The organism is Luteimonas terrae, assembly GCF_031457535.1.
Lineage (GTDB): Bacteria > Pseudomonadota > Gammaproteobacteria > Xanthomonadales > Xanthomonadaceae > Luteimonas > Luteimonas terrae_A.
In genome coordinates, this window is the sequence record NZ_JAVDWO010000001.1 from 28,630 (window position 1) to 42,504 (window position 13,875).

Below are 13,875 nucleotides of genomic sequence, written 5' to 3' on the forward strand. Positions count from 1 at the left end.
AGAGGACGCGCCCTTTGTATTCGCGGCCTGCTAGCCGTGTCGCGATTGAATGGCGTCACTCGCGCCGCAGCGGCACTTGGATCGAGCTGTCCGGATGCCATTCAATCACCAGCGGCTCTTTCGCATCGGCGACGGATTCGTCGCTGACATCCCAACCCGTGCCCATGTTGACCTGATGCCGCGCATCCTTCAGCACGTCCACGACCACCAGTAGGCGACTGTCCGCATCCATCCTGCGCCCTGTCATGCGCGTGCGCTCGAACGGCACCGTGGTCCATTCGCCGGGCGTCAACAGTTTACGGCGGGCCGGATCATGGGCATGGCTCGCCCGGCCTACGTAGTACGACAGCTGCATGACCTTCCCGTCGGGCATCAGCTCGTAGAGCGAGACACTGAAGTCGAAATCGCGCTTGTTGATGCGCACCTTCAACTCGCCCGCGAACGTGCCGACCACCGATGTCGGCGGCTTGAACGGGGCGCTGACGAACGCGAACCCGCTCTCCACCTCGATGCCGTCGCGCACAACGGGATTCGGGTAGTAGGCGTGTCCCTCCGTCGTGCGGTCGGCGAAGTCGACGGTCTGCACCAGTGGCGCCGTCGGCGTCGCCGAGGGCGCGAGGCAGTGGTACAGCCCGCAGGCTTTACCAGACAGATGGAATGTCGTCGCCTCTGCAGCGCCCTCCAGCGACGGCGCGTGCTGCCAGGTGTCGGCACCCATCAGCTGGTAATTGACCCTGTCGCGCAGCAACGCCGGACGCGGCCCTCCGTGCAGCACATGGTCCAGCCACTGGAAGGTGATGTCCTGTGTGTCGAACTGCGCGACCGGATCGATGTCGTAACCGCCTACGTTGCGCGGCTTGAAAGGCGCCTGCGCGCCGAAATGATCGTAGGGTCCGATCAGCAGATAGTGCGCCGCGTCCGGACGGTGCCGCAGGTGTTCCTTGAAGTACTGCAATGCGGAGATCTGGCCGTCGTCGTAGTAGCCGGTGATCGTCAGCACCGGAATGTCGATGCGAGCAAAGTCGCCGCCGTAGGGCACCATTGCCTGCCAGTAGCTGTCGTAAGCCGGATGCGAGAGCCAGCGTTGCAGCGAGGGATTCGGCGTGCCGTCGACCCGGTCAATCTCGCGATACGGACGGCCGCTGGCATACCAGGCTTCGGGCAGGCGTTGCCAGCGTTCGCGATCGGAATAGATCGCGTCATCCAGCAGACGGTTGCCGGCCACGTAGAACGGCCACGCATAGTTTGCGCTCAGGAAGACGTTGTTCTCCATCGGCAGCCCGAAGCCCGGAATTGCGGCCGCATACGGCACGATGGTCTTCAATGCCGACGGCATGCGCTTGGTCGCCGCCCAGGCTGCGAACCCGGAATAACTGCCGCCGTACATGGCCACGCGGCCGTCGTTCCAGGACTGGCGCGCGATCCAGTCGACGGCTGCCGATGCATCGTCGACCTCGGTTTCGTACGGCCGGATTGCATCTGTGCTCAACCGCTTTCCGCGCGCGTCCACGACCACGCCCGCATAGCCGCGCGCCGCCGCCTGCAATGCGGTTGCGCGACTGGCGGTCGGTACGGTGTAGATCGTGAATTGCATCGCTGCGGGCAATGGCGAGGCCGCCTTGCGGCTCCGCGCGACCACCGCGGACAACGTGACGCCGTCCGGCGTGCGGATCAGCACGTCTTCGTCGACGATGTAGCGCGCGTTCTCGTCGGCCGCGATCAACGCCGCGGTTCTTGACGCCGCGGCGAGCACATCCACGAAGGCCTGCCGACGCGCAAGGCCGAGGGCGTCATCCAGCGCGAGGGGACCCGCGTTTCCCAGCCTCGAGGCAGCAGCCAGGAGATCGGCTTTCGCGTGCGCCAGATCACCGCCGAACCAGGACTGCGTCCGGTTCGCCTCCAGATCGTCGAGTCCCGCGAAGTAGTCTTCGAACGCTGCGGCATAGGCCTGGTCGAACCGGTCCTTCCGGTCTACACGAGACTGCACATAGATCAGATAGGGCACCCAGCGCCGTGCACGTTCGTCATCCCCCTTTGCAGCCGCGTCGTCCATCACCTCGCGGACGGCGTCGACCGCCTCGCGATCCTGCCGCGCCGCGATGCGCAACTGCGCCAGACCGGCCACTGGCACGTCCACCTGTCCCGCGGCCCCGGCGGACAGCACGCGCTCCGAGAGCACCGCCACTGCCCTCTCGATTCCGGCCTCATCTGCGCTGGCGACGGCAGGGAAATCGAAGCGCAGGTCCGACGCCGTTGCGAACCCGCACGCCAGCGTCAGGGAGACCCATAGCCCCGCGCGCACCCGCCTGCCGCACCTCACGAGTATTGGGCCGTCTTCACCAGCAGATGCTTGGCGATCCCGCCATGCATTCGGCCGACCGCGCGGAATAGATGCAGGCTGGCGAACAGCAGCAACACGCCACTCATCGACACCAGAGGCAGCAGGAAGGGGGCTTGTTGCGGGATATCGATACCGAACATCCAGACGTTGAGATGCAGCCCCGGAAACATGGCCAGCGGCGCGGCAATCATGCTCAGCGACAGCGACAGCAGGGTCACATTGATCGTGAAGTAGACGATGCCCAACGGCAGCATCAGCAGCAGGTAGAGCAACGTGCTCCAGGTGCGCGCGTCGGTGAACATGTCGCCGATGCGCTGCAGCCAGTTGCGTCCCCGCGCCGAATACAGCGGCCGGCGCGGCATGCGCTCGCCGAGCATCACTTCGACCAGCCGCCCTTCGACCAGCGACAGCAGCCGCACCGAGCCGAAGAACAGGATCAGCAGCGGAATGCCGATCAGCACGACGACCAGGCTCAGCGACACCGACAGGCCGGTCACCACCCAGGTGAAGTAGAAGATGCCGGTCGCCAGCGACAGCACCATGTAGAACAGCGAGGCGTAGGTACGCGGATCGGCGGCGACGCCGAAGAAGCGCCCGATCAGCGACGTGCGCGGCTTCGGCGCCGGTGGTCGCAGCGCGGTCTGCACCTTGACCTCGGTGTCGCGGTAGATGTCGGCCACTTCGTCCGGCGCGCCGTAGCTCGATGCGACCGAAGCGATGACTTCTGCTTCCGAGCGTCCCGCCTGTTCGGCGAGTTCCGAGCGCAGGTATTCCTCGGCGTCGTAGAGCGCGTCCTGCACGAGTGCGGGATCCGCGCCGGTGAGCGCGACGCGCAACTGTTCCAGGTACTCGGGGATGCTTTGCGGTGGGCGGTGCATATTCATTCGCGTATCCCCTCCAGGACGGCGTCGACGGAATCCCGTGTGGCCCGCCATGCGGCGGTCCACTGCTGCAGGGTGATCCGCCCTGCCTCGGTGATGCGGTAATAGCGGCGCGGCGGTCCGGCCACGGACGGTTCGACATGGCTGTCGAGCTGGCCGGCGGCACTGAGGTTGCGCAGCACCGGGTACAGCGCGCTCTGTTTGCCGCTGAGCACGCCGTCGAGCGATTCGAGGCGCTTGGCGATCTGATAGCCGTACATCGGCTCGGCCGCGCTGCCTAGCACCGCCAGCAACGCCAGCGACACCGTGCCCGCGCTCAGTTCCTTCTGGAACTTGCGCAGCTGCAGCTCGCTATCATCAGGGGCGTCGGCCATGGGCCACCTCCACTAGGTTGATCCAGATACTAGTGCGGACTTCGCTATAGCGGATGTGCCGGTAGTCACGCCAGCCATCGACTCGGCCACAATCGTGGTTGTCTTTCCGGGGAACCCATCTATGCGCCATCTTCCGCGCCACGCTTTGTCCACCACTCTCGCCGCCTGCGTGCTCGCGCTGGCCGGCTGCGCCACGTCCGGCGCGCCAGCGACCGTCGAGACCCGCTCCACGCAGGAGCTGCTCGATGCGTCCACGCCGGCGGACTGGCGCACGCCGGACCCGGCCAACCTGCTGTACATGGACCTCGACGCCGGCCGCGTGGTGATCGAACTGGCGCCGGCATTCGCGCCCGAACACGTCGCCAACATCCGCACCCTCGCCCGCGGCGGCTTCTGGAACGGGCTCACCCTGTACCGCTCGCAGGACAACTTCGTCGTGCAGTTCGGCGACATCACAGAAGAAGGCGCACCGGGCCGCCCGATCGGCAGCGCGCGGGCGAGCCTGCCGGCGGAATTCGACCGCGCGTCCGCCGGCCTCGCCTTCCACGCGCTGCCCGATCCCGATGGCTGGGCGGCGCAGGCGGGGTTCGCCGACGGCTTCCCGGCAGCGCGCGACGATCGCAGCGGCAATGGTCGTGCGTGGCTCGCGCACTGCTACGGCACGCTGGGCGCCGGCCGTGACATGGCGCCCGATTCAAGCAACGGCACCGAGCTCTACATCGTCACCGGCCAGTCGCCGCGGCAGCTCGACCGCAACATCACCACGGTCGGCCGCGTGCTGCAGGGGATGGAACTGCTGAGCGTGCTGCCGCGCGGCACCGGGCCGCTGGGCTTCTACGAGGACCCGAAACAACGCACCCCGATCCGCCGCATCCGCCTCGCCTCCGAAGTGCCTGCGGGCGAGCGCACGCCTTTGCAGGTACTGCGCACCGATACACCGCTGTTCGACGCCGTGGTGGAATCACGCCGCAACCGCCGCGACGACTGGTACGTGCAGCCGGCCGGCCACATCGACCTGTGCAACATCAGCGTGCCCGTCCGCACCCCGCCCGCAGGCTGAGCACGATGCGGATCGAAACCGAACGCCTGCTGCTGCGCCCGCACGCGATCGAGGACTTCGACGCGCTGCGGGCGATGATCCGCGACCCCGAGGTGATGCGGCACATCACCTCGACCGTACCCAGCGACGAGGACGTGTGGAACCGGCTGCTGCGCTACATCGGCCACTGGACCGCGTTCGGCTTCGGCATCTTCGCGGTGATCGAGCGTGAGACCGGCCGCAATATCGGCAGCGTCGGGTTTGCGGATTTCCGCCGCGGGCTGGGCGATGCGTTCTCCGCATCGCCCGAAGGCGCCTGGCTGTTCGCCAAGGAAGCCCACGGCCGCGGCATCGCCTCCGAGGCCACACAGGCGATGCACGCCTGGTTCGACGCACAGTCCTTCGGCGGTCGCAGCGTGTGCATCATCAATCCGGACAACGCCCCTTCACGTCGGCTGGCCGGCACACTCGGCTACGTCGAAACCGGACCAACGCAGTACCACGACGAGACCACGCTGACTTTCGAGCGCCTGCGCCCGCGCTCCTGATCAGGCGTCGCGACGGCTGTCGTCGCTGCACGGCGCCTGGTGCTGGAACAGGCCGACGGATCGCGCTGCGATCGCGGCCTTCGCTGCAGCATGTGTCGACCAGCACGCCTTCGCGCCCGCCCTCCGCTCCCTCAACGTGGACCAGTGCGCGACGACCAGCAGCAAAGTCTTGTAGCGCGTGACCTGGCGGATCAACGCCTGGAGCTGGACGCAGGATTCGTGCATCGCTGCGAGCCAGCAGCGCCTCCCCGTGCGGTCGCTTTCGAGCGCTTGGGGCAAGCGCGGATCGTAGCGTTCGAGTGGGCCAACAATTTCGCGGGTGGCGAGTCGGCGACCCAGGCGTAGACGCTGTCGCATTCATGGGTAGGCGCCGACGACCGCCAATGACAAACGCGTAATGTCGTCACGTCGGCTTTCCGTTTCGCTGCCTAGCCTGCACGCCATCCCCGCCCTACAAGGAACCGACATGCCCATGCTCCGCATCCGCCTCACCGGCAGCGACGACACCGCACGTGCGGTGATCAATCTTCTGTCCAGCGTGGAGGGCATCGAGCACGTCGAAGAGATCGACGACCTGATGTCGCACATGGACGATGCCGACTCAAGTTCAGCCGGCCTCAGTGATGTAGCCGGACCGAAGATGCACGAAATCGAAGTCGAGGTCGGCAACCCGTCCACCGAGCGCAAAGTGCGCGAAGCGATCGAAGCGCTGGCCTTCGATCTCGACGCCGTCGTCGAGTTCGAGACCGAAGAAGAAGGCTGAGCCAGCACGCCGTTCGCGGCGGCGGGCTCGCTGGATTCAGCTCGCCGCCGGCAATGCCTCAATCAGGCTCGCCATTCGTTCGCGCTGCGCGTTATCCGGCAAGCGCCCGCGGCCGGCGCCGAGATTGTCGATCAGGTTTGAAGCGCGACTCGTCGCCGGCGTCGCGCAGGTGACCGCAGGATGCGACAGCACGAACTTGAGGAAGAACTGGCCCCACGTGGTCGCATCGAACTCCGCCGCCCAGTCTGGAAGTTCACGCTCACCCACGCGCTGCCAAAGCCGTGTGCGGCCGAAGGGCGCGTAGACCAGCACGCCGATGCCACGCTCGGCAGCCAGCGGCAGGATCGTCTCCTCGACATCGCGGTTATCGACCGCGTAGTCGACGCCGATGAAATCCAGCGGCTCGCTGCGCATCGTCTTGATCAGCTTCGGATACGCCGGCTTGCTGGTCGAGGTGACGCCGATGTAGCGCACGCGCTTCTCGGCCTTCAGTTCCTTGAGGATGCCGAGCTGGGTCGGAATGTCGCCCAGGTTGTGCACCTGGATCAGATCGATCGTGTCACGCCCCAATCGCGAGAACGAGGCTTCGATCTGTGCGCGCGCCGCAGCGGGATCGGCCTTCGCATCCGCCTCGCGGCCGGCCACGTTGACCTTGGTCGCCCAGAACACGCGATCGGCAATGCCGAGGTCCTGCACCGCCTTGCCGGCGACTTCTTCCGATGCGCCATAGCTGGGTGCGGTGTCGAACACGGCGCCGCCCTCGTCGATCAAGGTACGCAGCACTGCATTGAGCGCGGACGCATCGTCGCGCGCGGTCGAGGAGAACGTGGCCGAACTGCCCAAACCGACTGTGGGAATGCGCTGGCCGCTCGACGGAATCGGGCGCGTCAGCATCGGCGCGGGCGTGGCAGCAAACAGCGTACCGGGCAATGCCAGCGACAGGCCGGCACCGAGTGAGAGTTTCAGGGCATCGCGACGGGTGACCATGGCGTCCTCCTTGCGTGGGTGACGCAGGCGAGGCCTGCGTCGGGAACCGGCGCGGTGTCCGCAGTTGCGCTGCGCGCCCGGAATGCCGGCATGAACTGCGGCGTCCCGAGTCTGCAGGACCCCACCGCGCCGGGCAACCGAGGCGCATTCAAGACCATCAGCCGCGTCGACGTCGCCGCCACCACGCGCGCAGCAGTGCGAACAGCGCGACGCACACGATTGCCAAAGGCAACAGGAATGCGCTCACGCGGATCGTCCATGCAGTGCCGGTGGCGAGCGTGCTACCGAATTCACGGAAGGCCGCGCCGATCTCGCTGCGGCCCTGCTCGCCGTTGCGCGCGCGCAACTCCACGGTCAACAACTGTGTCTCGATGCGGCGGCGATGCTGGGCACCATCGCGACGCGCCGCTTCGATCTGCGCCTCGGTCGCGGCGATGCGTTCCGACAACGCAATCATGTCGGCCACCGACAGATCCGGCCGCGACTCGAACGCCTGCAGCCGCGCCATCTCCTTGGTCAGCCGGTCCTGCTCGGTGGTGTTGTCGCGCACGACGACTGCGAGATCCTCGGCACGCGTGCTGCGCTCGCCCGCCTCGCCGCCTTCGCCTGCCAGCGCGATCATCGGTTCGATGCCCGCCGGGGCCATGCGCAGCACCGCGCGCGCCGACGGGCGCTCGCCGGCCGACTGCTGCGCTTCGATCAATACGCACGTCCCGAAGCGCGCTTCGCTGCACGCGGCCTGGATCGCCTGCAACCGCGGCACGATCATCGCGCCGTCCAGCTGCACACCGACGCTGTGTTCGTAGGCCAGCAGGGCGCCATCGGCGTTGTCGGTCTGCGCACCACCCCGGGCGCTATGGACCATGCCGTTTGCAGAAGCGCTGGGGTCCGAGCAAGCCGTCGCCAGCGCGCCCACAAGCACGATCGCGCCGACCCGCCGCAGGCGCACGTACCTCACAGGCGGGCTCCATCGCCGCCGCGCCGAAGGCACTTCGAACCATTGCAGTCGCAGCCCTCGGCGATGTCGCCATCCAGTTCGTTCGCCAGGCTGCCGCAGTGGCAGCGCCCCGTATGCACCATCGTTGTTCCTCCGTTTTTGTGCGGCGAGCCTAAGCGATCCGCGGCGGCAGCGTCAGCCCTGTTCGCTGCCTGCGCTCAGATCACAACGCCACGCGTCCGGTCGGAATCTCGAAGCGTCTGCCACGCCCGGACGTAACACCCGGGCTCAGTCGTCGCGCGGAACGGATGCTTCGCGGATCCGGTCCGGCACGTCGTCCACGGTCGATCGCACCGCGTCACCGGGCACTGCATCGTGCGGCACCGACCAGCCACCGCCGAGCGCGGTGTAGAGCGCGATCTGCGCAAGCGCGAACGCGCGGTCTGTGTCGAGCGACTGCTGGCGCGCGTCGAGCAAGGCGCGCTCGGCATCGAGCAGGTCGGCAAGGTTCGCCAGACCCACGTCGTAGGTACGCCGCGCCATGTCATGGGTGCGCTGCGCCCGCGCCAGCGCTTCCGCGCGCGCCGCACGTTGCGCGCGGCGTGCGGCGAGTTGGGCGCTGGCGGTTTCCACGTCCTGCAGCGCGGTCGCCAAGGCCTGGCGCACCTGGACGAAGCCCGCATCGGCCTGCGCGTCGGCCAGATCGATCGCCGCGCGGCTGGCGCCGAAATCCAGCCACGGGAAGCCGAGCTGGGCTGCGAGCGAGCGCAGGTCCGATGCGCCCGACAGGTCGCCGATCCCGACACCACTGCGCCCGAGCGCCGCGCTGACGCCGAGCTTGGGGAACAGATCGCGGCGGCTGGCCAGCGCCGCCAGCTCGGCGGCATCCAGCCCGGCCACCGCGGCGATGACGTCGGGCCGCCGGCGCAACAGATCCAAAGGCTGGCCGCGCGGGATCTCCACATCGGCCGTCGGCACGCGCGTGCCGGCGCCCAGGCGCTGCAGGACCGTGCCGTGGGGCTGGTCGATCAGCGTATCCAGCGCGAACGCGGCTTCGGCGAGACCGGCGTCGATGTCGCCGCGCTGCGCCTCGAGCGCGGCGCGCTGCGCGCCGGCGGCTTCGATATCCAACCGCGTGACCTCGCCGAGCCGGAAACGCCCGTCGGCGATGCGTTCGGCCTCGCGTGCGATGCGCACGCCCTCGTCGAGCAGCGCACGCTGTGCGAGCAGCGCGCGCGCCTGCACGTATCCCTGCGCGAGATTGGACGCGACCGCGAGGCGCACCGCGACCAGCTGCGCCTCGGCCGACTGCACTTGGCGCCCGGCGCCGTCGCGGCGCAACCGGTTCGCGCCGAACAGGTCCACTTCCCACTCGGCCTGCAGCGCCAGTTGCCAGGTGTCGAAATTGACGTCGCCGCCGACATCGAATTCGTCAGCGAGCGGCGTGTCGGCCAGCGCGTCGGTATTGATGATCTGGCGGCTGGCCTGTCCGCCCAGATCGAGCCGCGGCAGCAGCGCCGAGCGCGACTGGCGCAGCTGCGCGCGCGCGATGCGCAGCTCGGCCAGCGCGGCCTGCTGGTCGAGATTGCGGACCAGCGCGGTCTCGACGAGTTCGGCAAGTAGCGGGTCGTCGAACTGCCGCCACCAGCGTGCGAGCGCGGCTGGATCGGCCGGCTGCGCGACGTCGCCTGCCGGCGTGTAATAGGTCGCCGGCAACGGTGGGCGCTCGCGCACCGGCGGCGTGCTGCAGGCGGCGAGCGTCAGCGCAGCTGCGAGCATGGTGAGTCTTCGGATGATCATGCGCGCGCCTCCGGGGCCTTGCGGTCGTCGTCGCGCGGCACCTTGAAGATCAGCAGATACAGACACGGCACAACGACAAGGGTCAGCACGGTCGCGAACGCCAGGCCGCCCATGATCGTCACCGCCAAGGAGGCGAACAGGTCGTCGAACAGCAGCGGCACCATGCCCAGCACGGTGGTGCCTGCAGCCATCGTCACCGGCACCAGACGGCTCGTCGTCGCTTCGACGATCGCCGCGCGGTTGTTGCCGCCTTCTGCGATCTGCCGGTCGATTTCTTCGACCAGCACGATCGCGTTCTTGAGCAGCAGACCGGTCAGGCTCAACAGGCCGAGCAGTGCGACGAAGCCGAAGGGCTGGCCGGAGATCGCGAGCCCGATCGTCACGCCGCAGATCGACATCGGCACCACCAGCCAGATCACCACCGGCTGGCGCACGCGCGCGAACAGCAGCACGGTCACCAGGATCATGCCCAGGTACGGCAGCAGCAGCGTCCGCATCAAGGCGGTCTGCGCGTCGCCGGAACTCTCGAACTCGCCGCCCCAGGTCAGCGTGTAGCCGGGCGGCAGCGGCATCGTCTCGATCGCTTCGCGGATCTCGGCGTGGGCGTCGCTCGCTTCCACCCCGACCACCGGCTCGGCCTGCACCGCGATCGTGCGCACGCGGTCACGGCGCTGGATCGCGGCGTCCTCCTGGACCACCTCGACGCGATCGGCGACCTGGGCGATCGGCACGTAGGCACTGGCGCCTGCGCTCCACGCCAGCCGCCCGAGCAGGCCTTCGGGCGCCGGACGCTCGTCCTCGGGTGCGCGCAGCAGCACCTGGCGCTGGGCATCGCCCTCGCGCACCACTGCCAGCGGCACGCCTTCGGTGGCCATCGTCAGCGCCTGGGCGATGTCCTGGCGGCCGAGGCCGGCTTCGGCCATGCGCTGCAGGTCCAGCTGCGGCCGCAGCACCAGCTCGCGTTCGCCCCAGTCGTGGTGCACGTTCTCGAGCATCGGCGAGTCGCGGAAGATCGCCTCGGCGCGCGCCGCGATCTCGCGCAGGGTGTCGCCGGAGGGCCCGCTGAAACGCGCTTCGACGCGCGCCTCGGACGCGCCACCAAACATCAGCCGCGCCGCGTGCACGCGCAGCTCCGGAAAGCGCCCGCCGGCCTCGCGGTTGAGACGGGTGAGCATGTCCTCGAGCACGTCGGCATCGTCGACCAGCAGGATGATCTGCGCGAACGCGCTGTCGGGCATCGCCGGCGCGTAGGTCAGCATGAAGCGCGACGCGCCCTGCCCCACGAACGACACCCGGCTGCGCACGTCGGGGAACTCTTCGGCGAGGTAATCCTCGACCTCGCGCACTGCGGCATCGGTCGCGCGGATGTCGCTGCCCTGACGCGTATTGATGTCGACGAAGGCCATCGGCGTGGATGCCGGCGGGAAGAACGACTGCGGCAGGAAACCGAAGCCGATCACGCAGCCGATGGTCAGTACGGTGGCCAGAGTGACGGTGAGACCGGCGCGTCCGAGCCGCGCATCCAGCACACCGCGAAAGCGGTCGTAGACTTTGCCCTGATAGGGGCTGTCGCCCGCGTCGTCCTTGCTGGCGTCCTCGTCGTCGCGCTCGCGCGCGTCCTTCGATGCCAGCCACCAGTACCCCAGCAGCGGCACCACGGTGATCGCCAGCACCCAGCTGAGCAGCAGCGAGATCAGGATTACCGAGAACAGCGAGAACAGGAATTCGCCGGTGGTGTCCTGGGACAGACCGATGCCGGCGAAGGCGAGAATGCCGATGATCGTCGCGCCCAGCAGCGACCATTGGGTCAGGCGCACCGACTCGCTGGCCGCGCGCATCGCCGAGCGGCCCTGGCGCAGGTGCACCTGCATGCCGTCGCAGATCACCACGGCGTTGTCGACCAGCATGCCCATCGCGATCACCAGCGCCGCCAGCGACACGCGCTCGAGCTGCAGGCCCAGCAGGTACATCGCCAGCAGCGTGCCGCCGACGGTCAGCAGCAGCACCGCGCCGATGATCACGCCGGCGCGCCAGCCCATCACCAGGCACAGCACGCCGATCACGATCGCCAGCGACATCGCCACGTTGATCGCGAAGCCGGTGACAGCCTCGTCGACGACATCGGCCTGCTGATAGATCGGATGCAGCTCGACGCCGAGCGGCAAGGTCGGTTCGAGCTGCGCCAGCGCCGCGTCGACAGCTTTGCCCACGTCGACGATGTTCACCGACGGCAGGCCGGCAACGCCGATCGTCAGCGCCTCGCGGCCGTCGTGGCGGATGATCTGCGCCGGGCGCTCGGCGAACTCGCGGCGGATCTGGGCGATGTCGCCGAGCGTGACCCGCGCATCGCCGCGCCCCACCGGCAGCGTGCGCAGCGCCTCCAGCGAATCGAAGGCGCCACCCGGCGCGACGCGCAGGTACAGATCTTCGCTGCGCAGGCCACCCGCATGCAGCTCGGTTTCCGCATCCGCCAGTGCACCGGCGATTTCCTCGGGCGCGATCCGCAGCGCGGCCAGCCGCGCCTGCGGAATCTCGACGACGAAGCGTTCCTCGATCGCACCGGCGATCTCCACCTTGCCCACGCCCTCCACCGGCAGCAGGCCGCGGCGCAGCGTCTTGGCCGCCTCGTGCAGCTCGGTGCGGGTGAGGCCGTCGCCGGTCATCGCGTAGTACAGACCAAAGACATCACCGAAATCGTCGTTGACCACCGGCGCCTGCGCACCGGGCGGCAGGCTGGCCGCGGTGTCGTTGATCTTGCGGCGCAGCTCGTCCCAGATCTGCGGGATCTCCTCGCTGGAATAGCGCTCCAGGATTTCCACGCGCAGTTCGGAGTAGCCAGGGCGCGAGGTCGTGCGGACCTGCTTGAGCTGGTTTAGCTGCTGCACCGCGCTTTCGAGCACGTCGCTGACTTCCAGCTCGACCTGCTCGGCGCTGGCGCCGGGATAGATCGTGGTCACGACCGCTTCCTTGATCGTGAACTCCGGGTCTTCCAGCCGTTCGAGATTGAAGTAGGCGAACACGCCGCCGAGCAGGCAGGCGAGGATCAGCAGCCAGACATTGACCGGATTGCGGATGGCATAACGCGCGATATCCATGCCGCGTCAGCGCCGAGTGCGCGGTTCGACGACCTGGCCGGCCTGGAGCAGGCGCGCGCCGGCGACGACCACCTGCGCCGATGGCGGCAGCTCCCCTTCGATACGCGCATGCGTGCCCTCGATCGCGTGCACGCGCACCGGCACCGGCTGCGCCGCGCCGTCGTCGTCGACGGTCCACACCACCGCCTGCCCATCGGGCGTACTCAGCACGGCACTGGCCGGTACCCGGTGCTGGCCCGCCGCGAGCGTCGATGGCGCGGGATCATCGATCGCGACCTGCACCGCCATGCCCGGCAGCACATTGACGCCCGGCGGCGGCGTGCCGCGCAGCGCGAGGCGATAGGCGCGCGACTGCGCGTCGGGCGCGGTGGCGTGTTCGCGGTACACGAGCGTCATCGGCTGCAGATCATCCAGCGCGAGCACACGGCCACGGGCGACGAGTTCGGGGCCGAACGGCAATCGCGCAGCGTCGCGTTCGGGAATGTCGACGATGACCTCGATGATGTCCGCATCCTGCATCCGCACCACCGGCTCGCCGGCCGGCACCACGACGCCGGTCGCCGCCAGCCGGCGGACGACGACACCCTCGTAGGGCGCGCGCAGACGGGTGAAGCCGACCTGTCGCGCAGCCGCATCGCGGTTTGCGCGGGCGCTCGCCAGTTGCGCCTCGGCCTGTTCGACCGCGGCCGGGGCGAGGATGCCTTCATCGCGCAGGCCGCGGCGACGGGTGACATCCGCCTCCAGGGTACGCAGCGCTACTTCAGCCTCGCGCAGTTGCAGGCGATAGTCGGTGTCGTCGAGTTCGGCCAGCACCTGGCCACGTTCGACGCGCTCGCCGTCGCTGACCAGGAAGCGGGTGATGCGGCCGTCGGCCTGGAATGCGAGCTCGGTGCCTTCGGCGGCTTCGACGCGCCCGGGGTAGCGCAATGCGCGCGCGTCGGATGCGCTTTCGATCGGCTGGACGATGACCGGCCGTGGCGGCGACTGCGCCTCGGGTTCTTCGCTGCAGGCGGCGAGCAGGAGACTCAGGGACAGCAGAACGCGGACTCGCAAGGGACATGATCCGGAGACGGGCCGAGGACCGGCGGGCCGCACAGGGTGACCCACGCC

12 protein-coding genes are annotated in these 13,875 nt (G+C 68.5%); 3 read left to right on the forward strand and 9 right to left on the reverse strand.

What is annotated here, in order from left to right; all coding sequences use genetic code 11:
* Positions 1-55: 55 nt before the first annotated feature.
* The 3 genes from J2W68_RS00125 to J2W68_RS00135 form a co-directional block, all read right to left on the reverse strand.
* Positions 56-2,185: a CocE/NonD family hydrolase gene (locus tag J2W68_RS00125; protein ID WP_310231393.1), complete on the reverse strand. Its 2,130-nt coding sequence runs from the start codon at positions 2,183-2,185 to the stop codon at positions 56-58.
* A gap of 131 nt (positions 2,186-2,316) precedes the next feature.
* Positions 2,317-3,225, reverse strand: coding sequence for a sensor domain-containing protein (locus tag J2W68_RS00130; RefSeq protein WP_310231395.1), 909 nt, complete (start codon positions 3,223-3,225; stop codon positions 2,317-2,319).
* On the reverse strand, positions 3,222-3,596 hold the full coding sequence (locus J2W68_RS00135; protein WP_310231398.1) for a PadR family transcriptional regulator: 375 nt from the start codon (positions 3,594-3,596) through the stop codon (positions 3,222-3,224). Before J2W68_RS00135 ends, J2W68_RS00130 begins: the two co-directional genes overlap by 4 nt.
* Positions 3,597-3,717: 121 nt before the next feature.
* Between J2W68_RS00135 and J2W68_RS00140 the strand changes: the two genes are divergently transcribed.
* Together J2W68_RS00140 and J2W68_RS00145 are read left to right on the forward strand one after the other, a co-directional pair.
* On the forward strand, positions 3,718-4,656 hold the full coding sequence (locus J2W68_RS00140) for a peptidylprolyl isomerase (RefSeq protein WP_310231401.1): 939 nt from the start codon (positions 3,718-3,720) through the stop codon (positions 4,654-4,656).
* A 5-nt stretch (positions 4,657-4,661) separates the two neighbouring features.
* On the forward strand, positions 4,662-5,183 hold the full coding sequence (locus tag J2W68_RS00145; RefSeq protein ID WP_310231404.1) for a GNAT family N-acetyltransferase: 522 nt from the start codon (positions 4,662-4,664) through the stop codon (positions 5,181-5,183).
* Here the strand turns inward: J2W68_RS00145 and J2W68_RS00150 are convergent, their stop codons facing one another.
* Positions 5,184-5,408 (reverse strand): hypothetical protein, encoded by a 225-nt coding sequence (locus tag J2W68_RS00150; RefSeq protein ID WP_310231406.1) that lies wholly within the window; start codon positions 5,406-5,408, stop codon positions 5,184-5,186. It abuts the gene before it with no gap.
* Between the two features lie 241 nt (positions 5,409-5,649).
* On the opposite strand from J2W68_RS00150, the gene J2W68_RS00155 reads away from it, so the two are divergent.
* The gene (locus tag J2W68_RS00155) at positions 5,650-5,946 is read left to right on the forward strand and encodes a hypothetical protein (protein ID WP_310231409.1); all 297 of its coding nucleotides are present in this window, start codon (positions 5,650-5,652) and stop codon (positions 5,944-5,946) included.
* Positions 5,947-5,982: 36 nt separating this feature from the next.
* On the opposite strand, the gene J2W68_RS00160 is transcribed toward J2W68_RS00155, so the two are convergent.
* The 5 genes from J2W68_RS00160 to J2W68_RS00180 all read right to left on the reverse strand — a co-directional run bounded on the left by J2W68_RS00160 (position 5,983) and on the right by J2W68_RS00180 (position 13,818).
* Positions 5,983-6,933, reverse strand: a complete 951-nt coding sequence (locus J2W68_RS00160; RefSeq protein ID WP_310231412.1) for an aldo/keto reductase — start codon at positions 6,931-6,933, stop codon at positions 5,983-5,985.
* A 157-nt stretch (positions 6,934-7,090) separates the two neighbouring features.
* Positions 7,091-7,891 carry a DUF4349 domain-containing protein gene (locus J2W68_RS00165; protein ID WP_310231414.1) on the reverse strand — a complete coding sequence of 267 codons (801 nt, stop codon included), beginning with the start codon at positions 7,889-7,891 and terminating at the stop codon, positions 7,091-7,093.
* A gap of 267 nt (positions 7,892-8,158) precedes the next feature.
* Complete coding sequence (locus tag J2W68_RS00170) at positions 8,159-9,670, reverse strand: efflux transporter outer membrane subunit (RefSeq protein WP_310231416.1); 1,512 nt, start codon at positions 9,668-9,670, stop codon at positions 8,159-8,161.
* A complete protein-coding gene (locus tag J2W68_RS00175; RefSeq protein WP_310231418.1) occupies positions 9,667-12,765 on the reverse strand; it encodes an efflux RND transporter permease subunit in 3,099 nt (1,032 codons plus the stop codon). The genes J2W68_RS00170 and J2W68_RS00175 overlap by 4 nt, the downstream gene beginning before the upstream one ends.
* Positions 12,766-12,771: 6 nt before the next feature.
* Entirely contained in the window at positions 12,772-13,818 is a 1,047-nt protein-coding gene (locus tag J2W68_RS00180; protein WP_310231420.1) for an efflux RND transporter periplasmic adaptor subunit, read from the reverse strand.
* Positions 13,819-13,875 lie beyond the last annotated feature (57 nt).